At 43.6% G+C, this 21,178-nt stretch carries 17 protein-coding genes and 1 tRNA gene; 12 read left to right on the plus strand and 6 right to left on the minus strand.

Annotation, left to right across the window (positions count from 1 at the left end; translation table 11 throughout):
• Nucleotides 1–60: 60 nt before the first annotated feature.
• Nucleotides 61–876, minus strand: coding sequence for an alpha/beta hydrolase (locus IRJ18_RS15120; RefSeq protein WP_228072881.1), 816 nt, complete (start codon nt 874–876; stop codon nt 61–63).
• Between the two features lie 268 nt (nt 877–1,144).
• On the opposite strand from IRJ18_RS15120, the gene IRJ18_RS15125 reads away from it, so the two are divergent.
• The 8 genes from IRJ18_RS15125 to IRJ18_RS15160 all read left to right on the plus strand — a co-directional run bounded on the left by IRJ18_RS15125 (nt 1,145) and on the right by IRJ18_RS15160 (nt 10,784).
• Complete coding sequence (locus IRJ18_RS15125; RefSeq protein WP_194107154.1) at nt 1,145–1,855, plus strand: esterase family protein; 711 nt, start codon at nt 1,145–1,147, stop codon at nt 1,853–1,855.
• A 66-nt stretch (nt 1,856–1,921) separates the two neighbouring features.
• Nucleotides 1,922–2,980: an ATP-grasp domain-containing protein gene (locus IRJ18_RS15130; protein WP_194107155.1), complete on the plus strand. Its 1,059-nt coding sequence runs from the start codon at nt 1,922–1,924 to the stop codon at nt 2,978–2,980.
• A gap of 131 nt (nt 2,981–3,111) precedes the next feature.
• Complete coding sequence (locus IRJ18_RS15135) at nt 3,112–4,209, plus strand: carboxylate-amine ligase (protein ID WP_194107156.1); 1,098 nt, start codon at nt 3,112–3,114, stop codon at nt 4,207–4,209.
• Nucleotides 4,210–4,215: 6 nt separating this feature from the next.
• Nucleotides 4,216–5,064, plus strand: a complete 849-nt coding sequence (locus tag IRJ18_RS15140) for a type 1 glutamine amidotransferase (protein WP_194107157.1) — start codon at nt 4,216–4,218, stop codon at nt 5,062–5,064.
• Nucleotides 5,065–5,073: 9 nt separating this feature from the next.
• Nucleotides 5,074–6,270, plus strand: coding sequence for a hypothetical protein (locus IRJ18_RS15145; RefSeq protein WP_194107158.1), 1,197 nt, complete (start codon nt 5,074–5,076; stop codon nt 6,268–6,270).
• Between the two features lie 62 nt (nt 6,271–6,332).
• Nucleotides 6,333–6,494 (plus strand): FeoB-associated Cys-rich membrane protein, encoded by a 162-nt coding sequence (locus IRJ18_RS15150; protein WP_228072883.1) that lies wholly within the window; start codon nt 6,333–6,335, stop codon nt 6,492–6,494.
• A 61-nt stretch (nt 6,495–6,555) separates the two neighbouring features.
• Nucleotides 6,556–9,927: a glycosyltransferase gene (locus IRJ18_RS15155; protein ID WP_194107159.1), complete on the plus strand. Its 3,372-nt coding sequence runs from the start codon at nt 6,556–6,558 to the stop codon at nt 9,925–9,927.
• Between the two features lie 407 nt (nt 9,928–10,334).
• Entirely contained in the window at nt 10,335–10,784 is a 450-nt protein-coding gene (locus tag IRJ18_RS15160) for a TonB-dependent receptor (RefSeq protein WP_194107160.1), read from the plus strand.
• A gap of 7 nt (nt 10,785–10,791) precedes the next feature.
• On the opposite strand, the gene ispF is transcribed toward IRJ18_RS15160, so the two are convergent.
• On the minus strand, nt 10,792–11,274 hold the full coding sequence (gene ispF / locus IRJ18_RS15165) for a 2-C-methyl-D-erythritol 2,4-cyclodiphosphate synthase (RefSeq protein WP_194107161.1): 483 nt from the start codon (nt 11,272–11,274) through the stop codon (nt 10,792–10,794).
• Entirely contained in the window at nt 11,275–12,474 is a 1,200-nt protein-coding gene (gene porV, locus IRJ18_RS15170; RefSeq protein WP_194107162.1) for a type IX secretion system outer membrane channel protein PorV, read from the minus strand.
• 230 nt (nt 12,475–12,704) lie between these two features.
• On the opposite strand from porV, the gene IRJ18_RS15175 reads away from it, so the two are divergent.
• Nucleotides 12,705–14,363 (plus strand): SUMF1/EgtB/PvdO family nonheme iron enzyme, encoded by a 1,659-nt coding sequence (locus tag IRJ18_RS15175; RefSeq protein WP_194107163.1) that lies wholly within the window; start codon nt 12,705–12,707, stop codon nt 14,361–14,363.
• 289 nt (nt 14,364–14,652) lie between these two features.
• Here IRJ18_RS15175 and IRJ18_RS15180 read toward each other — a convergent pair whose 3' ends face one another.
• Both IRJ18_RS15180 and IRJ18_RS15185 read right to left on the minus strand, forming a co-directional pair.
• Entirely contained in the window at nt 14,653–15,705 is a 1,053-nt protein-coding gene (locus tag IRJ18_RS15180) for a TerC/Alx family metal homeostasis membrane protein (protein WP_194107164.1), read from the minus strand.
• Nucleotides 15,705–16,676, minus strand: a complete 972-nt coding sequence (locus tag IRJ18_RS15185) for a polyprenyl synthetase family protein (RefSeq protein WP_194108251.1) — start codon at nt 16,674–16,676, stop codon at nt 15,705–15,707. Before IRJ18_RS15185 ends, IRJ18_RS15180 begins: the two co-directional genes overlap by 1 nt.
• Nucleotides 16,677–16,963: 287 nt before the next feature.
• Here IRJ18_RS15185 and IRJ18_RS15190 point away from each other — a divergent pair.
• Both IRJ18_RS15190 and IRJ18_RS15195 read left to right on the plus strand, forming a co-directional pair.
• Nucleotides 16,964–17,051, plus strand: a tRNA-Ser gene (locus tag IRJ18_RS15190).
• A gap of 106 nt (nt 17,052–17,157) precedes the next feature.
• Complete coding sequence (locus IRJ18_RS15195) at nt 17,158–17,577, plus strand: SRPBCC family protein (RefSeq protein ID WP_194107165.1); 420 nt, start codon at nt 17,158–17,160, stop codon at nt 17,575–17,577.
• 755 nt (nt 17,578–18,332) lie between these two features.
• Here IRJ18_RS15195 and IRJ18_RS15200 read toward each other — a convergent pair.
• The gene (locus IRJ18_RS15200) at nt 18,333–18,794 is read right to left on the minus strand and encodes a DUF3659 domain-containing protein (RefSeq protein ID WP_194107166.1); all 462 of its coding nucleotides are present in this window, start codon (nt 18,792–18,794) and stop codon (nt 18,333–18,335) included.
• 320 nt (nt 18,795–19,114) lie between these two features.
• Here IRJ18_RS15200 and IRJ18_RS15205 point away from each other — a divergent pair, with 320 nt between their 5' ends.
• Nucleotides 19,115–21,154 (plus strand): copper-translocating P-type ATPase, encoded by a 2,040-nt coding sequence (locus IRJ18_RS15205; protein WP_194107167.1) that lies wholly within the window; start codon nt 19,115–19,117, stop codon nt 21,152–21,154.
• The last annotated feature ends 24 nt before the right edge of the window (nt 21,155–21,178 follow it).

Genomic DNA, 21,178 nt, shown 5'->3' on the forward strand with positions numbered 1-21,178 from the left:
CGGGTTTACTTTTCGAGCGGTTCTGCACTAATGACTAACGACCAGTGACAAATGACTTACTTACTTCCCAAACGCTTTCACCAAAAACTTAGGCATGGCTTTGGCCCAGGTGGCAACGTTATGTTCGCCGCCTACCATTTCAATATAAGTAATATCATCGCGGGTATAGCCTTTGGCCTGCAGTTCTTTTATCAGGTCAATAGTATCGTCAATAGCATCAATAATGCCATTGCGGTTGCGGTCGACGGTTTCATCTTTGGTGCCGGTTTGCAGCCAGAACTTCAGGTTGGGTTTGATTTTGCTTTCGCGGATAATACGGTGCATTATCCGGTCGTCATCCGTATAGCCCTTGCCCAAATCCTTACTACGCCACCATAACGAGCCCGAGAACACACCCACCATATTAAATACATCCGGATTATTCCAGGCAATATCCAGCGCCGATAAGCCACCTAAAGAGAACCCCGCAAAAGCCACAGTACCAAACACCCCCATCCCCAGTTGATTCCTGATATCAGGCAGCAATTCCTCTATAATAAACTTGGTATAAAGGTCGGCTTTTGAACCACGCTTTTTAAAATCAGGATGACCAGCTACACCATATTCCTGTATGCGCTCGTCGCCGCAATTTATCGCGACTATGGCTGTTGGCTTAATGCGGTTGGCATTATATAAGTCTTGCAATGTATCAGCCAACTGCAGGTTTTCGGCTTCCTGTCCGTCATTCAACAATAATAAATTTAGTGGCTCGGTACCGGCAAATTCATTTGGCAGCAGCAGGGTATATGTAACCTCGCGATTAAGGTGGGTAGAGTTTATGGTTAAAAGCGTTTCGGTAACGGTCATTTCAAGATCGGGCCAGCACAAATTCATCATCAATAGTATTATATATGCATATGTCAATTATTCACCCCTTTGTAAGCCATTGCTATAGCACTGTCTTAGTTTTCCCCTGAATCAGGGGAAGACGCTGTCTCTGCAAGTTGCAGTTTCGTTAATAAGGGGTCTAACTAAAAGACAAATATTAAAGCCACAAAAGTACGCTTATCAACCTAAACATAAAATTAAAACCTATTAATTTACACGGTGTTGTCTTTTTAAAACAAAGCACTTATCTTACCGTACTTAAAAATCAAGATATATTGTGACAGAACAATATCACCGCTGGTATTCGCATAACCTGGGTACCGACCTTGAGATGCTGGTTTTTGGCGACAGGGGCTATCCGCTTATCCTGTTCCCTACCACCAAAGGCCGTTATTTTCAAAACAAGGATGAAGGCCTTATTGAAAGCGCGCGGTGGTTTATTGAGCAGGGGTTGGTAAAAATATACTGTCCGGATAGTATAGACCACCTGACCTGGTACAACAAGGAAGTACACCCTGCTGCACGGGCTTATAACCATGTTTGGTACGACCGTATGCTGAACGAGGAACTGGCGCCCTGGACCATGCACGAGACCGGCGTTGGCAAAGTAGCCGTAGCTGGCTGTAGCTTTGGCGGTTACCACGCTGCCAATTTTGCTTTTAAACATCCCGATAAAGTGAGCAACCTGTTTACTATGGGCGGCGCGTTTGACATTAAGCAATTTACCGACGGCTTTTATAACGACGATATTTTTTACAACAACCCGGTAGATTTTGTGCCGGGCGATAATAACCCCGACCTATGGAAAATGAATATTATACTGGGGACATCTGAACATGATATGTGCAAGGGTTATAATATGGAGATGTCAAACATTTTGAACGCTAAGGGTATTAACCATTGGTTGGATATCCGCCCGTTCGCTAACCACGACTGGCCCATCTGGCGCGAAATGTTCCCGCATTATTTATCGTTGATAAAGGGTTAAACAAATTAGACAAGGATATGGCACTATAACAGCAAACCGATAACCGCAATACAAACACAGACACATATGAAAAAAATAGGTATCCTTTTCGGGCAGGAAAATTCGTTCCCGCAGGCATTTGTCGACCGGGTGAACCAAAAGACGGGGGGCAAAGGTATCAGCGCCGAATTTGTCCGCATAGATAAAGTAATGCAGGCCGAACCTATGGGCTATTCGGTTATTATCGACCGTATATCGCAGGATGTGCCCTTTTATCGCGCGGCGCTAAAGAACGCGGCCATTTGCGGTACCGCTGTTATTAACAATCCCTTTTGGTGGAGCGCCGACGAGAAATTTTTCAATAACGCCCTGGCTGTGAAGATTGGCGTACCGGTACCTAAAACGGTGATCCTGCCATCAAAAGAATTACCTGATGATACTACCGAAAAATCGTTCCGTAACCTGGCCTATCCGTTAGACTGGGAAGGCATTTTTACTTATGTAGGGTTCCCGGCCTATATGAAACCATTTGATGGCGGCGGCTGGAAGGAAGTGTACCAGATCAACAGTCTTGACGACCTTTGGGACAAATACAATCAAACCAAGCAGTACGTAATGATGCTGCAGGAGGAGATCATCTTTGACGATTACTTCCGCTGTTATTGTATTGGCGGCAAACATGTGCGCATTATGCAATATGAACCGCGCAATTCGCACCATCTACGTTACGAACATGGCAAAGCCCCGGCTTCAAAAAAATTGCTGGATACCGTTAAAGATTACGTATTGAAACTTAACCAGTATTTAGGTTACGATTTTAACACTGTTGAATTTGCCGTACGCAACGGCGTACCCTACGCTATCGACTTTTGCAATCCCGCTCCGGATGCTGAAGTGACCAGCGTCGGTCAGGAAAACTTCGATTGGGTAGTGGAAACATCGGCTGATTACGCTATTGAGCGCGCCAAAAAACAAAAAGACAACCAGGACAATTTAACCTGGGGCGAATATGTAAAAACCGGCGCGGCGGGCAAACCATTAGTATCGGTCAAAGCCGTAAAAGGCGATGTGAGTATTGGCGAGATACCAAAAGTAAAGAAAGCGCCGGCAAAAGCCGCGGCAAAAAAACCGGCTGCTAAAAAATAATAAACCATCGTCATTGCGAGGAACGAAGCAATCTTCAAACTATCTATTCCGGATTTGCTTATCGGTAGATTGCTTCGTTCCTCGCAATGACGCATTAATGAGCAATAGAGAAACCCATAACCTAACCAATTATGAACGAGTTTACCTTAGGTGTTGAAGAAGAATTTATGGTGGTTGACCCGGTTACCCGGGAGCTAACATCGCACGAGCAAAAAATTGTGGATGGCGCGCAAAAGATACATGAAGACCAGGTAAAGGCCGAAATGCACCAGGCTGTGGTTGAAGTAGGCACCCACATTTGCCGCAACACCGAAGAAGCGCATAAGGAGGTAGCCAAACTACGCCTCACTGTTGCCCAACTGGCCGGTGACCTGGGCCTGCGCATTGGCGCGGCAGGCACGCACCCTTTCTCGCACTGGCAGCACCAGTTGATCACCGATCACCCGCGGTATTTTGATATTGTGGATGAGTTGCAGGAAGCCGCGCGCAGTAACCTTATTTTTGGTTTACATGTACACGTGGGTATCCAGTCGCGGGATATGGCTATACATATTGCCAACCAGGTGCGCTACTTTTTACCGCACGTTTACGCGCTGTCAACCAATTCGCCGTTTTGGGAAGGGCGTAATACAGGTTATAAATCGTTCCGCACCAAAGTGTTCGATAAGTTTCCACGCACAGGCATCCCCGACTTTTTTAACAGTATCGAGGATTACGATAATTATGTGAAACTGCTGGTAAAAACCAACTGTATTGATAACGCCAAAAAAATATGGTGGGATATCCGCGTGCACCCGTTTTTTGAAACTATAGAGTTCCGCATTTGCGATTGCCCTATGCTGGTAGAGGAAACCATGGCATTTACGGCGCTATTCCAGGCGCTTTGTGCCAAGTTATACAAACTGCGCCAGCAAAACATGACGTTTATTACCTATAACCGTGCCCTTATCAACGAAAACAAATGGCGGGCGGCACGTTATGGCATTGACGGCAAGATGATAGATTTTGGCAAGGAAATGGAAGTGAACACCCGTGCCCTGATTATGGAACTGCTGGATTTTGTGGATGATGTGGTAGACGAACTGGGCAGTCGCCAGCATTTGAATTATGTATTAAAAATACTGGAAAACGGCACCGGCGCCGACAGGCAGCTGGCGGTTTACCAGCAAAATAATAACTTTGCAGATGTGGTAGATTATATCACATCGCAAACATTGAAGGGAATATAAGTGGGAATGACAGAAAACACAATTAAAGTAGCCATTATCGACCTATACGCAGGTATAGTTAACCAGGGTATGCGCGGGTTCCAGGAGATCCTGGACAGGTATCGTACAAAAAACAATTTAAACTTAACGTACCAGGTTTTTGATACCCGTGGCGCTAATATATTACCCGGGACTGATTTTGACATTTACATATGCAGCGGCGGCCCTGGCGACCCATTGAGTAGCGAAACCGAACCCTGGGACATTGGCTTTATGCAATTAATGGACGAACTGGAAGCCCACAATAATTCCGCCGCGCCGGATAAAAAACATGTGCTGTTTGTTTGCCACTCGTTCCAGATGATGTGCCGCAGGTATAAATTAGGCCTTATTAACAAGCGGCGTTCGCCATCGTTTGGCATTTTGCCTGTGCATTTAACCGTAGCCGGAAAGCGCGAACCAGTTTTAGCAAACTTATCCGATCCGTTCTACAGCGTCGATTCCCGCAGCTGGCAGGTAATACACCCTGATGAAAAACGCTTTACCGAAATGGGTATGCAATTACTGGCTATTGAAAAAGAGCGGCCCTATGTCGATCTGTCCCGCGCTATGATGGCTATCCGTTTCAACGATTATTTTATCGGCACACAGTTCCATCCTGAAGCCGATGCCCGGGGCATGAAAATGCACTTAATGACCGAAGAAAGGAAACAGGAAGTGATCAGCGAACATGGCAAAGATAAATACAACGATATGCTGGAACGCCTGGATGACCCGGACAAAATAATGCACACGCAAAACACGCTGATCCCTAATTTTTTGGATGAGGCAGTGCAGCAAATAATTGCGAAAGGCGAAATGTCAATTGCGAAATAAATAATCCCTATGGACGCAGCAGCCCGCCAGGCATTTAATGCCAACTTTACCGATGCCAAATATCAGCAGCTACTTACTGATATGAATACCGGCTTGCGTGCACCTATCCCCTTCCGCCTGGCCGAAACACCGATATTTATTTCGGATGATTTTTATGCCAAACTTTTACAGGCGGGTGAGGATATTATTGCTACCATTAAACAACCTGATTTTAAAGAGTTGACCGAGCGCGCCATCCCCGATAAATGGTGGGTAGCTAACGAAAATGACCACGCCCATATCATTGCTTTGGATTTTGGCGTTTGCCGCGATGAGCACGGCGAACTGACACCTAAACTAATAGAACTACAGGGTTTCCCCTCGCTGTTCGGCTTCCAGGCTTATGCCGATGAGCATTACCATAAGGCATTCGATATCCCCGAAGAATGGACGGGTTACCTGAGCGGATTAAACAAGGAAAGCTATATAGAACTCTTGCGCAAAACCATCGTTGGCGAACATCAGCCTGATGAGGTTGTGCTGATGGACGTGAACGCGCCCGAACAAAAAACATCCGTCGATTTTTATATTACTCAAAATTACCTGGGCATACCCGTAGTTTCGCTGCATGATCTGGTGCAACAAGGCGATCAGCTTTATTATAAAGATAATGATGGCGAACTGAAGCGCATCCGCAGGATATATAACCGGTTGATATTTGACGAGATTGACGGCGACCCGCATATATTTGACAAGGTGGTAGATTTCCGCCAACCACTTGATGTGGAATGGATACCGCACCCTAACTGGTTCTATCGCATCAGCAAGTTCACCATGCCCTTTCTTGAAGGAGATTTTGTGCCCAAAACACAATTCCTAAACCAGATAGAAGAAATGCCTGCAGACCTGGAGAACTACGTGTTAAAGCCCTTGTTCTCATTTGCTGGTCAGGGGGTGATTATTGATGTACAGGCTGAAGATATCAGCGCTATTAAAAACCCTGAGAACTGGATCTTACAGGAAAAGGTAAACTACGAACCCGCCATACAAGCTCCCGATGGCGGCGTAAAAGCTGAGATACGGTTACTGTACCTATGGCCCGATGGTGATGAAGACCCCACACTGGCTATTACCCTCGGCAGGCTAAGTCGCGGTAAAATGATTGGTGTGCGTTATAACAAGGATTTTGATTGGGTGGGCGGTACGGTAGCCTTCATCAAAAAGTAAAGATCAGCATACTTTTGTTACAATACTATCGTATATATACATATAATAGTTAAATTTGCATCATGATACAAAGCATCATTATTGCGGTAGTTTTTGCAGGGGCATTGTTTTACATTGGCAAAATGTTTTACAATTCGCTTTTTGTAAAAAAAGGCTGCGGCAGCAATTGCAAATGCGGAGTTGATTTTTCGAATATTGAACAAGGCAAACCCGCATCCAAATAACCCTAATTGTTTACCATAATTCATTGCAAACAATTAAACCGATTAATTATTATATCCTTTAATGGCTGGCAAACAGGTTTTTCAGGCTGATACCCCCGGTAGGTGGAACCGTTTCAAGTGGCTTAGCAGGGCTATTATTATCGTTATTGTCAGCAGTATTGTTGCTGCTATAATTACCATATATTCTACCAAATATCCTTCTTTACCCAACCTTAACCAGGCCGTAAAAAAATTCACCAAAGAAGACCTTGATTATATTAAGCGCACACGTAAGTTCAAGGATTTTAAAATTGACACCCAGCGACTGGTAGAATTACGCCACAATTTGCTGATACACCGCCGCAAACACCCCAATAATAAAGACAGGCTAAATGTAGGCTTTTACCGTGCCTGGGAAACACAAGCCTACACATCGTTACGCGATCATATAGCCCGCATGGATATGATTGTTACTGAGGGGTTTGTAATAACCCCAAAAGCTGATACGGTTACTTTAAAACTGGATACGGGGCTTATAAACCTTAACCGGCGCTATAACAAACCAGTTATAATTTCGCTATCAAACTATATTAACGTAAACAATGCATCGGGGTATCTGGATTCGCGCGATGTGATGCGTATCATTAAAAATAAAAAATCGCGTACCGTATTTATCAATAGTATTGTTGCCAAACTATTAAAATATAACTTTCAGGGCGTTAACCTTGAATTTGAAGACATTAAAGACCGTAATGCGCCAGATTATATTGCCTTTCAAAAAGAACTGTACCAAACCCTGCACCCTCAAAAGTTTCTGGTAACACAAAACGTAGCTGCCGATGACGAAGCCTACGATTTGAAAATGCTGCAGCATTATAATGACTATCTTTTTGTATTTGCGATAGATCAGCACGGCGAGAACACCACCCCCGGCGATATATCCAACCAGCACTGGGTAGAAGAGATACTGGACAGGGTTTGCAACGAGATACCCAGTAGCAAAGTAATATTAACCATCGCTGCCGGCGGGTACGATTGGGGCGAGAACCGCCCGGGCAGCCCCATGGGTTATCAGCAGGCTATTAGTACCGCTCAGGAAAACAAAAGCAAAATAGAATACGATACCGAATCGGCCAACCTGCACTATATTTATACAGCGCAGGATAGTGTTAAGCATACCGTATACTTTACCGATGCGGCAACCAATTTTAACATTATCCGCATGGCCGACGACTGGGCCACCGGCGGCGTTGCGTTGTGGCGTGTAGGTGTCGAAGACCCACGTTTATGGTCGTTCTTTCAAAAAAATCTATCTATTGATTCTTTACGCAAAACTGGTGTTGACACTACCCCGCTCACTTCGGTTGGGTTAAATAATCATATAGATTATGCCGGCGACGGTGAGGTGCTGGACCTGGTGACTACCCCGGATAAGGGTAAGATCAATATCACGCTTGATCCCCAAACCTTTACTATTACCAACCAGCAATATATTAATCTGCCTACCAAATATGTAATCCGCAAATACGGCTACAAACCCGGTAAGGTAGTGTTGACATTTGATGACGGCCCCGACCCTGATTACACGCCGCGCATTCTGGATATTTTGAAACGCGAACATGTACCTGCGGCATTCTTTGTGGTAGGGTCAATGGCCGAAAAAGCTATACCTATTCTTAAGCGGGAATATGATGAAGGATACGAGATAGGTAACCATACCTATTTTCATCCCGACATCTCAACGGTAAGCATCCAGCGGGTAAACCTTGAACTGAACGCTACCCGCAAGCTGATAGAATCGGTTACCGGGCGTAGTACCATTCTGTTCCGCCCGCCTTTTAACGCCGATGCTGAGCCGCAAACACTGGCCGAGGTTATCCCCGTGGCCGAAAGCCGCCGCCAAAGCTATATTAACATCGGCGAATCTATCGACCCATGGGACTGGCAACCCGGCGTAACCGCCGATAGTATTATTGCCCGCACCATTCGCGATCATGATAAGGGTTCGATGATATTGCTGCACGATGCCGGCGGCGATACCCGCGAAGAAACCGTAAAAGCCCTGCCTGCCATTATCCATTACTTTAAAAGTCACGGCTACCAGTTTACTACTATTGCCGATATTTTGGATAAAAAGCGCGACGACCTGATGCCGGCTATAAAAGACGATGCCAACAGCGGTGTTACCGGTACGCTGTATGATATTTTTATTGCCAGCTATTTTTACAGTAACTGGATATTGCAATATATTTTCCTTACGGCCATTTTCCTGGCCATTGGCCGGATACTTTTAATTGGCATATTAGCATTCAGGCAGTATTTTGACAACAAGCGGGAAGAAGAACACATGCCCGACCCGACTATGCTGCCGCCGGTAAGTATTATTGTACCCGGTTATAATGAAGAGGTTACTGTTATACGCACCATTGAAAGTTTGCTACTGACGGAATACCCGGTTTTCGAAATTATATTTATTGATGACGGGTCAAAAGATAAAACGCTGGATATAGTTACTAAAGCCTATGGCGATCATCCGCTGGTACAAGTATTAACTAAACCCAACGGTGGCAAGGCATCCGCCCTTAACTTTGGTATTACCCATGCCCAATACGAATATGTAATTTGTATTGATGCCGATACCCAACTAAAAACCGACGCGGTTTACCACCTGATGCGCTATTTTACCGACGACGAGATTGGCGCGGTTGCGGGTACCGTAAAAGTGGGCAACACCCATAACCTGATCACTAACTGGCAGGCTATTGAATATATTACCGCCCAAAATATGGACCGCCGCGCTTTCGACCTGTTAAACAGCATTACCGTAGTGCCGGGCGCTATTGGCGCGTTCCGTAAATCGGCCATATTTAAATCGGGCGGGTTTACAACCGATACCCTGGCCGAGGATTGCGACCTGACCATGCGTATCCTGAAATTGGGTTACATTGTGCGTAACTGCGACGATGCTATTGCCTACACCGAAGCCCCTGAAACCCTGAGCGCATTGATGAAACAGCGTTTCCGCTGGAGTTTCGGCGTGATACAAAGCTTCTGGAAAAACAAGGATGCCCTTTTCAACAAAAAATATAAATTTTTTGGCATGGTGGGTATGCCTAACATCCTGCTGTTCCAAATTGCACTGCCGCTGTTCTCGCCGCTGGCCGATATATTAATGATATTTGGTTTGTTTAGTGATAAACCCGGGAAGATCATCGCTTACTACACGGTGTTTATTGTGATAGATCTGCTGGTATCTATGCTGGCCTTCTGGATGGAGAAAGAGGACTACAAAAAGCTGGTTTACATTATCCCGCAGCGTTTTGTGTGGCGTCAGTTAATGTATTGGGTGCTGTTTAAATCGGTCCGCCGGGCCTTAAAAGGCGAGTTAAGCGGCTGGGGCGTATTAAAACGCACCGGTACGGTAAAAATGAAACCCGGCGCCAGCGGGAAATAACTTCCATCCTATCCACATCGCCATGCCTTCAGGGCCGTTGTTGGTTTGTCATCAACAACTTGCCCGGAGCCTTAGAAATTGTTGGTGACAACACCAACAGTGGCGATAGGAAACATCTCCCCATCCCACATCGTCATGCCGAATTTATTCCGGCATCCCACAGGATATTCACTTCGGGCCGCTGTTGGTTTGTCTCCAAAAACACTGCGCAGTCTCTTTAGAAATTGTTGGTGACAACACCAACAATGGCGGTAGAAAGGCGTGGCTTGTGCGATTCCCCTCTTGAGAGGGGTGGAGGGGTATGTCCTTTTAAACCTAAATGAAATGATATAAAACGATTTTCCTGATGCCGTTATGGAATATTACCCTCATATGCATCATTAGGTTATCCATTTATTGCTAACGTTATGAGATCGGTTTTTTTGGCCATTTTATCGGTACTAATACATGCTATATCCGTAGCACAAAAAGACAGCAGCCCCGTCCTAACTACTGCAAAGCCACCACTTATTATAAAAAGTACCAAACCCCTACAGGCGTTCACCCGCATTGAAACCAGCAAACACCCCGATACAAACAAATACACCATACGCATATGCGCCCCCAGTCGCGGGAAGTTAATGCAGCCTTTATACATTATTTTTTTGAATGGTAAAGCCATCTTCCGGTCGGACACATCACAAACAAACCCGGTTGCTGCTATTAACCCACAGGATATTGATAAAATAGATATATTAAAAAATAGCACAGCGGTTGAGAAATATGGCAATGCCGCAAAAAATGGGGTGGTTTTAATTACCCTTAAAAGCGGATCGCCCGGGATTAACAAAATTTTTAATAGCGGGCCGGGTAATTAACAGGCGTTTATATTTTTTCTATCAAACAAACCGCATACGCTACCACGCCCTCCTGGCGGCCTATAAAGCCCATCTGTTCGTTAGTAGTAGCTTTTATAGAGATATCGTCTTCATCGATACCGGCCGCCCTGGCTATATTAGCTGTCATAGCCGGGATATGCGGGTTTATCTTTGGGGCTTCCAGGCATATCATCGCATCTATATTACCAATGCCCCAGCCTTTTTCCTGAAGCATTTCCATTACGTGTTGTAACAGTACCAGGCTGCTAATGCCCTTCCAGCGGTCGTCTGTGTTTTTAAAGTGAAAGCCAATATCGCGCAGGTTGGCTGCACCCAGCAAAGCATCGCAAATAGCATGTAACAATACGTCGGCATCCGAGTGGCCGTACGCGCCGGATGTGTGCTGCAAGTTAACCCCGCCCATTATAAACGGGTGCTGTTCTTTTAACTGGTGTACATCAAATCCAAACCCAACTTTTATTTTAGCCATTTACTTTTTCCCGGTTTGGTTATCCGTTTTGGTATCGGTTTTTTTTGCCGCACCAAAATTAACAATAAGCGAGAACCGCAGTGTGTTTGATAACGGGCTTTGCTGTTGATTAGCCGCCAGGTAAGAGAAATCGATATCAAAGTTATCGTACTTAAAACCAGCCCCCATGGTAAGGTATTGGTTGCCTCCGTAAAGCGGGTTCTGATAAAAATACCCTGCCCTTAAGGCAAATTGTTTATTGTACCTATATTCGATACCCGGCGAATAGGTTAATTGCTTAGCCTGTGTAGAAAAACCCTCGCCAAATGAATTAAATATGCCCGATGGCACCGATTGATCGTTGCTGACTACATTACCGTTGCTGTCGGTTATGGTTAATGGCACCAGCAGTTTACTAATATCAAAGGCAAAGGTAAACTCGTTATAGTCATCGATGTACCAGGTATTAGCGGCGCCTATGCGTAACGTAGCGGGTAAAAAATCCTTCGGCCCGTTATCCGTATAACCAATTTTCGACCCGATGTTAGATAGATCGACACCAAAAGCAAAAAGCGCTTCTTTACCAAATTGCTGCGTGGTTTTTTTGTAGTACATGGAAGCATCGGCAGCTACAGCGCTGGCCGGTTTTGTTTGCTGCCCGGCAGAAAAGCTTCCGTTGGTTAAACTTGAATAGATATAACGGCCGGTTAAACCCAATGAAAAATCCTGACCAAATTTTCGGGCAAAGGAAACATCGAACGAAAACTCGTTAGGGCGGTAACTTCCCAATGGGTTTTGCAAATTATCAACCAGTTCAATTGTACCTAAATTAAAATAACGTAAAGATGCCCCTAAGGTATTACGCTCATCCAGCTTGCGGGCGTAGCTTAAATAAGCCAGGCTAACATCGGGCACCAGGCGCCTTAACCATGGGCTATAGGATAAAGAAAGATTATTTTGCCCTTCAATATATGCCAGTTTTGCGGGGTTCCAAAAAGTTGCGTTAACATCCGGAGATAGCGCAACGCCCGCATCGCCCATAGCTCCCGAGCGGGAATCGGGGGATATGGTCAGGAACGGCGCCCCGGCCCTTGGCGCATTTGCACTGGTGCCGTTGGTGTTGGTACCTGTTGGCCCAACAACTTGCGCCTTAAGCGCCAAAGGCAGCATTACCGCAACAAATGAACTTATTTTAAAAAAACCAGGGGAAAATATCTTCATTATAACGTTGTTTCAAATTTTTCAACACACGCAAAACACATTTGCAAAATTAATGTATAAATATAAAAAACTTATTGCCAATCAAAATTATTCAATTTAATATAACCTAAACCGCATAAATTTCGTTTAACGGTAATATTGTAACATGATTGAAAAATTATCGCTAATTTAGAATCGGTAATAAGTTTCAATAATTTAATTAAATTTACGCTCTGATTAATTGTAATTGCATGAAAATGAATTTTAGCAGGTATGTTTTAGTGCTGTTGGGCTCTGGTTTTTTACTGGCTGGTTGTGCTTCAAAGCAACAATCACCAAAAACAGGGATGCGTTATAATGATAAATACAATGGCGGTTTCCAGGTGTTTAGAAAAACACACCCCGCCCCCGGCCCTGGCCTGATAGCTATTGAGGGCGGTACCTTTGTACAAGGCGGCAGCGCTGGCGAAGACGTTAGTTACGAATACAATAACGTACGTAAAAGAAAATCTATCTCGACATTTTACATGGACGAGACCGAAGTTTCTAATAACGATTGGCGCGAGTACCTGTACTGGCTGCAAACTAATTTCCCCGACGACCGTGAATTATACTACAATGCCATTCCGGATACGCTGGTTTGGAGAAGGCCGTTATCTTACAACGAACCTTATGTAGATAATTATCTGCGCGGCTCTGAATTTCAGGACTATCCCGTTGTTGGGGTAAGCTGGGACCAGGCGCAGGATTATTGCGATTGGCGTACCCAACGCATGAACGAGAATATTTTGCGTGAACGCGGCCAGTTGGTAGATTGGAAAACACGTGCAAAAGGGGGCGTCGCAGGTGCTACTGGCGGCGCGGCTGGCACTACAGCGGGAACCGGTGCAGTTGATTCAAGTAAGATCCCTTTCAATACAGATATTTATTTGAATGGTCAATATAAAGGTACCGGTATTGATGGCAAAAAAATGCCGCTTGATCTTAATCCATTAAAAAACACTGGTTCGGGCAAAGTAAGGCGCCCTGTACGCCGCGAAGACGGTATACTACGCCCTGGCTACCGCCTGCCTACCGAAGCTGAGTGGGAATATGCCGCTTTAGGCTTAGCCGGTAATACCCAATTTGAAAATATTACAGAAGGTAAAATATATCCCTGGAATGGCATGGGTGTGCGGTCGCCGAAAGCAAGAACACGCGGCTTGATATTGGCCAACTTTAAACGTACCGGCGGCGATAACGCCGGTGTTGGCGGTTACCTGAATGACAAGGCTGACATTACAGCCCCAGTACGCTCATACCAGCCAAACGATTTTGGTTTGTATAACATGGCAGGCAACGTAAACGAGTGGACCGGCGATACTTACCGCCAAACTTCGTTTGAAGAGACAGATGATTTTAACCCATTCCGTGGTAACGAGTTTACGAATAAACAATATGCCGACGCCGTTAAAGGGTTATATGCTAAAGATAAATACGGCAGACCAATAAAAGTGCCTGCAAAATCGAACAAAAAGCAAACCTGGGCAGAAATGGTTGCCGAGCAACAAGCTGCTAAAGGCGGTGCGCCGGCAAATACTACTGCTGCTGCTAAGCCCGCTGCTAAAAACCCAATTGCCGGTAAACCTTATACTCCGGACGTACGTGGTTACAATGACACTGTGAGCACTGTACTTTACGGCGTTACTACTTTGATCAGCGATAAATCAAAAGTATATAAAGGCGGCTCGTGGAACGACAGGGCCTACTGGTTAAACCCGGCAACCCGCCGTTATTTAGACGAGGATGACGCCAGCGCTGAAATTGGCTTCCGTTGTGCTATGAACTACCAGGGACCGCCTGAAATTAATCCCAACGGCAAACCGGAGTTCAGCGTGAAGAAAGCGAAAAACTTTAATACGAAGAAGTAAAATATTAGAAAAGCAAAAATATTAAAAAAGGAAGGCCTGATGAAAATCGGGCCTTTTTCTTTTAATACAATCCCCCCTCCTCCTACAACTATTGCCTCAAATTTATCTCATCAAAAACCAGGACAATAGGCAAGAAATAAACAGACGGGGTTCTATGGTTTAAAAACCGGGAAAACCACCAAAAAACTGCTAATAATTTATTATTATCTTTAATTATTTATAATTATTCGAAACGGTTAAAATGCTACCATTTTTTAGCAAAAATAAGCAATAAGATGCGCTAATAATTTTAATTGACCGCTTCCTTCTGTTTTGGGAAAACAAGCGATGCTATCACGCTTACCACTAATATAGCCAGGATAATAAGCAGTGACCTCATAGTGGTTAAACCTACCTTTTCAGCGTATTCGCCAGCCAGCATTTTTACGCCTATAAAAGCCAGTAACACAGCCAGTCCGGTTTTTAAATAGTGGAATTTATCGATAATATTAACCAGCAAAAAGAACATGCTGCGCAGGCCCAGGATAGCGAAGATATTAGAGAAAAATACGATATAAGGGTCTTTTGTTACCGAAAAGATAGCCGGGATAGAATCTACCGCGAAAACAAGATCGGTTACCTCGATGATCAGCAATACCAGGAACAATGGAGTGATCAGTTTTTTACGGTCTATCCTGATAAAGAATTTGCCGCCCTCGAACTTAGGATGAACTGCGAAGTATTTTGACGCGAACTTAACTACCTTATGATTTTGGGGATCGATCTCTTCCTCATCATTACGGTTAATAAACATCATTACCCCTGTATACACTAAAAATGCCCCGAAAATATACATAACCCAATGGAAATGTGTAATTAACGATGCCCCAACAAAAATGAACAGGAAACGCATAACCACCGCGCCAATAATACCCCAAAGCAACACCTTATGATAATACCTTGGATTAACCGCGAAAGCAGTAAAAATGAGCACGATAACGAATATATTATCAACAGAGAGAGCGTATTCTATCACATAACCTGTAATAAATTCTAAGGCCAGGGTTTTACGGTATAGCTGTAAACTGCCAGCAAAATCGTTAGGGTTAAGCTTAAGCCGGTGCAGATGGTCAATATTAATTTGCTGTAATGCCGCAAAGTTATCTATATGGTGTAAAAGATGGCCGTAATTCAGGATTAATACATAAAAACTGAGTGAAAGCAGTACCCATACCCCACTCATAATACCGGCTTGTTTAATAGATACCGGTTTATCCGATTTACCAAATAAGCCAAGGTCAACAGCCATCATTAAAAAAATGAAAACCACAAAACCCAGTATAAAAATCAGTTCGTTCGACATTATTTATTTCGTTCAGTAGTAAAGCGCACCAATTGTTCAAGGCCGGTACGCGCAGCGCCGGGGGCAAAAGTATTTAGTATTTCAAAAGCTTCAGCCTGGTACTTTTTCATTTGCGTTTCGGCATATTCCAGTCCACCGGCATTATTTACAAACCTGATGATCTCAGTAATTTTTTTCGCATCGTCATGATGGTTCTTTACCAAATTGATGATATGCTTTTTTTCTGATGACGAGCAGTTTTTCAGTGCGTATATTAGCGGAAGTGTAACCTTCTTTTCTTTAATATCAATCCCCAAAGGTTTGCCCACATCATCCGTACCAAAATCAAACATATCATCTTTTATCTGGAAGGCAATACCTATCTTCTCTCCAAATAACCGCATTTTCTCGATAGTGTTTTCATCTGCACCAGCCGATGCAGCACCACAGGCACAGCAGGAGGCAATCAATGAGGCTGTCTTCTGTCTGATCACTTCGTAATATACCGGCTCATCTATATCCATCCGGCGCACCTTTTCTACCTGTAGCAATTCACCTTCACTCATTTGTTTTACCGCTTCCGATACGATTTTCAGCAAGTTAAAATCGCCGTTATCAATAGAAAGCAGTAGCCCTTTTGATAGCAGGTAATCACCTACTAAAACGGCTATTTTATTTTTCCATAGAGCGTTGATAGAGAAGAACCCACGGCGCTGATAGGAATTATCCACTACATCATCGTGCACCAGGGTTGCAGTATGCAGCAATTCAACTAAAGCAGCGCCACGATGTGTGGCTTCCGTAATCCCTCCGCACATACTGGCCGAAAAAAACACAAACATAGGCCTTATCTGCTTGCCTTTCCGTTTTACAATATAGTGGGTAATACGATCGAGCAGCGGCACCGAGCTTTGCATAGACGCTTTAAACCGGTCTTCAAAAACATCAATATCAGCAGCTATAGGTTTTTTGATCTCGTCGATGCTCAACATGCGGGCGTAGGCAGATTTTATTTTTCTTTTTTTAATAGTATCCGCAACAAACATAAGTAAAAAAACCGTTCTGCATTTTTGGCCACTTAATTTTTTTACCGATTAAACCATTATTGATTTTTTGCATCATACCATCTACAGGAATTTATTAGAGCCTGGTGTGGTTACCGGCTTGCGTATGTAATAGTTTTTGTAATTAGGTTTTGGTTAAAGCGTGGCTTTGTGGCTGCGCTTTTTTGTTGTATAACCGCCGGATTGTATTACTTTTGCAATCCGCAAAAAAATCAGGAGAGGTGTCTGAGTGGTCGAAAGAGCACGCCTGGAAAGTGTGTATACGCCAAAAGTGTATCGAGGGTTCGAATCCCTCCCTCTCCGCAACTTCAAAATTCAATACCAGTCAAACCCACTTAAACTATCATTAAGTGGGTTTTTATTTTTTACATCGGTCAAACTTGTCTGAGTCATAATACGTTTTCTATTTATGGAACAAAGTAGTCGATTAATTCTTTCCCGTTTCTTTTCGGTTCCACCCTCCGCTGTTTTCGATGCCTGGACAAAACCTGAATTGATGAAATCTTGGCTGTTTAAAAGTCTTGACAACCAAATCCTTTCTATAAAAACAGATTTAAAAGTCGGTGGTAAATTTTCAATTTTAGAACTAAATAAAAATGAAAAGGTTGACCATTTCGGCGAATATTTAGAAATAGAAAGACCTAATAAATTAGTTTTTACATTAGAAGTTCCCCGGCATTTTTCCGGAGTAAGCAAAGTATCAATTAAAATAAGAAATAAACAAAACGGTTGTGAACTAATATTTTCGCAATCGGGAATTGACACAAGTAAAACAAAAGAAAGCTGGGAAGTAATGTTTGAAATGTTAAAGGTCGTCACAGATAATTAACAAGAGATAGGAGTAATTAGAATTTAATGTAGGCATGGTAACCGTTTTAAGGCTAATAAGCGATTTAATAATATTATTAAAATCATTACAATTATGCCAACATAAAATTATAGAGGATACACAACAGTGCATGATGGTTAAAAGTATCTTTTTTGTAGATTAGTGGTGTAAAAACCAATTTGATCCGATCAATTAAGAATTTATATTTTTATTGACAACTCGCAAAGCAGTACCCCTTTAAAATAGATCCAAAGGACTTTCAATAATTTGTTTGGTTATTAAAATGCGGGTTATTATTTGTTAATTGACAATAAGCTATAAATCCAATTAAACCTCCTGCTTTTAGCGGCAAGTGCAATTATGAATAATTTCGATAATTATACTGATAGTGACCTGCTTAATATCTTCGTTGAAAATGATGCTGTAGTATTCGGAAAGATTTATAAACGCTACTGGTATAAGTTATTTGTTTTCGGAAACAAACGTTTAAGATGTAAAGAATCATCAGAAGAGATCATACAGAATTAAATGTAAAAGGCTCCCTTGAAGAAAAACGAAAACTGGAAGAGTAGTTATTTGAACGGATTATGCGCGCCATTAATAGGTTTGATGTTGCCAGTCCCAATGAGTTATTAAAGGCGGATCCCAATTTGGAAATTGAGGGCGAAAAAGTTCTTCTGATACAGAAAAATCTGGCAAGCCGTTTTACAGGTGGTTCTGTTGCCGCGTCGCCACCCTTGTCAATTCAATGATCTCTAATGTACCGGGTGAGGAGTTGTTTTCTGTTTTAAGAATAAACAGTGGGCGGCACAGGCATGCAGCTTGTAATTCTTGTGCGTGGTTCCCAAATTATGCCCTGCAGGATCAAGTATCTCACACTCCTCAGCGTCTTTATCCGCCACCTTCAAAACCTGCTCACCTTTGTTGTTGAAATAAAAGCCGTTCTTTGCTGCTTTTCCTAATTTGTTCCCCTTAGCATCGATAACATTGCCTTCGCGGTCTATAAAATATACTTTATTGCCCTTGGCATCGCTTACGATATCATCTTTACTGATATAACCTAATAAGGTACCACCGTGGTCATGTATCTCACCTTTTTTGTTAATGTGAATTTGATTTGCAGCCACTGATCTGGGCTCTGTTTGCGAATACGCAGGTGCAAAACCAACTATAATTAAAGTGGTTATTGCAAATATTAAATAGATTGCCTTTTTCATGATTCTTTTTTAAGCCAAAGTAAAGCGCGGACGGAAGAAAAGGGCTGATAACTGTCAGTTTTAAAAATGATTAACATCACTATCAACACGTTATGTATTTTTTATAATTACTGTGGTTCGCGAGATTCGGTTAATTTTATAAAAACGAAGAAAAATTATATAAAACCCTAAGCGCTGAAATGCTAACATTTGTATCGTGATCAGAAACTGTTCATACCCTTTATCTGTAGTGTCTCTGCGTTTTCAGGGCACCGCCGGCTTAACTTTGATTATCAAAGAAATTGGAAATGTACAACGTTAAAATACTAAAGACAAATACTATGGAACATCAGCATCATCAGCATAACATGACCGAAACCGCGGCTTATGAAAACGGACATTATGGTATGGATCATCAGCATATGGGACATGGCGGCCATAACCATAATGCAATGATCGCTGATTTTCGGAAGCGTTTTTATGTAGTATTGATATTAACGGTACCGATCTTGCTTTTGTCGCACATGATACAGCAGTGGCTACAAGTGCAGATCAGTTTTTCCGGCAGCCAGTACCTCCTTTTTTTGTTGTCAACCGTAGTGTTCGTTTACGGAGGATGGCCCTTTTTGACAGGCTGGTTTTCGGAAATGAAAGCAAAAAATCCGGATATGATGACCCTGATCGGGTTCGCGATAACTGTAGCTTATGGCTATAGTGCCGCAACAGTATTTGGACTTAACGGAATGGATTTCTTTTGGGAACTGACAACGCTCATCCTCATCATGCTGCTTGGGCACTGGATCGAAATGAGGTCGGTCGCAGGCGCTTCACGTGAGTTGGAACTACTTGTTCAACTCATGCCCTCTACTGCTCACCTGATAAAAGACGATGGCACAACGGACGTTAAGACGGAAACGTTGAAGGAAAGCGACCTTATTCTGATAAAACCAGGTGAAAAAATCGCGGCAGACGGCCTGGTTGAAGAAGGTGACAGTTACCTGAATGAGTCTATGCTAACGGGCGAATCTAAGCCCGTGCAAAAAACAAGGGGACAAAAGGTGATTGCGGGCTCGGTTAACGGAAACGGTTCATTAAAAGTTCGGGTTACCCATAGCGGCAAGGATTCCTATCTCTTTAAGGTAGTTGATTTGGTGCGAAGCGCACAGGAGGCTAAATCTAACACACAATTATTGGCTGATAAAGCCGCACGGTGGTTAACTATTATTGCCCTCCTGGCCGGTATTGCTACGTTTGTCACCTGGATAAGTTTAGGCCACGATATCGCCTTTGCTATGGAGCGGATGGTTACCGTCATCGTCATCTGCTGTCCCCATGCGCTTGGTCTCGCCGTTCCGCTTGTTGTTGCCAAGTCAACTTCGCTATCTGCACAGCATGGCCTGCTGATTAAGAACCGAACTGCTTTTGAAAACTCCCGCAGAATCACATCCGTTGTATTTGACAAGACCGGAACCTTGACCAAAGGGAAGTTTGAAGTGTCACGGATTGTTACCATAGGTGAACAGCCTTCAAATGAAGATGAACTCATTCGCTTAGCCGGTGCCCTGGAAGCTAACTCTAAACACCCTATTGCAACCGGTATTATAAGTGAAGTAAAAAAACGTAACCTGGCTTTGCCTCACGTGGAAGATTTCAAGGCGATCACCGGTAAAGGCGTAGCGGGCGTGGCAGAAGGGAAACACGTTAAGATCGTTAGTCCCGGTTATCTTAAAGAAAACAATTTGCAACTTCCTCCGGATTACAGCGCGACTGGCAATGAGACGGTGGTGTTTGTGTTGATAAATGATCAACCGGCTGGTTTTGTTGCCCTGGCTGATGCTATCAGGCCGGAATCGGCAGACGCCATAGCCACATTGCACGATAATAATATTAAATCAATTTTGCTAACCGGAGACAACAAGCAGGTAGCTGAAAGTGTAAGTACACAATTGAAAATGGATGGTTTTTTCGCGGAAGTGCTGCCCCATGAGAAGCTGGAAAAAATTAAAGAGCTTCAGCAAAAAAATGAGTTTGTGGCCATGACAGGTGACGGCGTAAATGATGCCCCGGCTTTAGCTCAAGCCGATATTGGCATTGCCGTAGGTTCAGGCAGCGATATTGCTGCTGAAACTGCCGGAATTGTTTTGGTCAACAGCAATCCTAAAGACATTGTAAACCTGATCCTGTTTGGTAAAGCCACTTACCGGAAAATGATCCAGAACCTTGCCTGGGCAACTGGTTATAACATTATAACCATACCGCTTGCGGCAGGCATTTTGTACAACCAGGGCATTTTGTTGAGTCCGGCAATTGGCGCTGTGTTGATGACCGTTAGCACGGTTGTGGTTGCCATTAATGCAGGTTTATTGAAAGTTCAATCTTAATTATAGAGAGCATCTCAAACAAAC

Origin of the sequence: Mucilaginibacter boryungensis, assembly GCF_015221995.1 — a bacterium.
In the GTDB taxonomy this organism is placed as follows: Bacteria; Bacteroidota; Bacteroidia; order Sphingobacteriales; family Sphingobacteriaceae; genus Mucilaginibacter; species Mucilaginibacter boryungensis.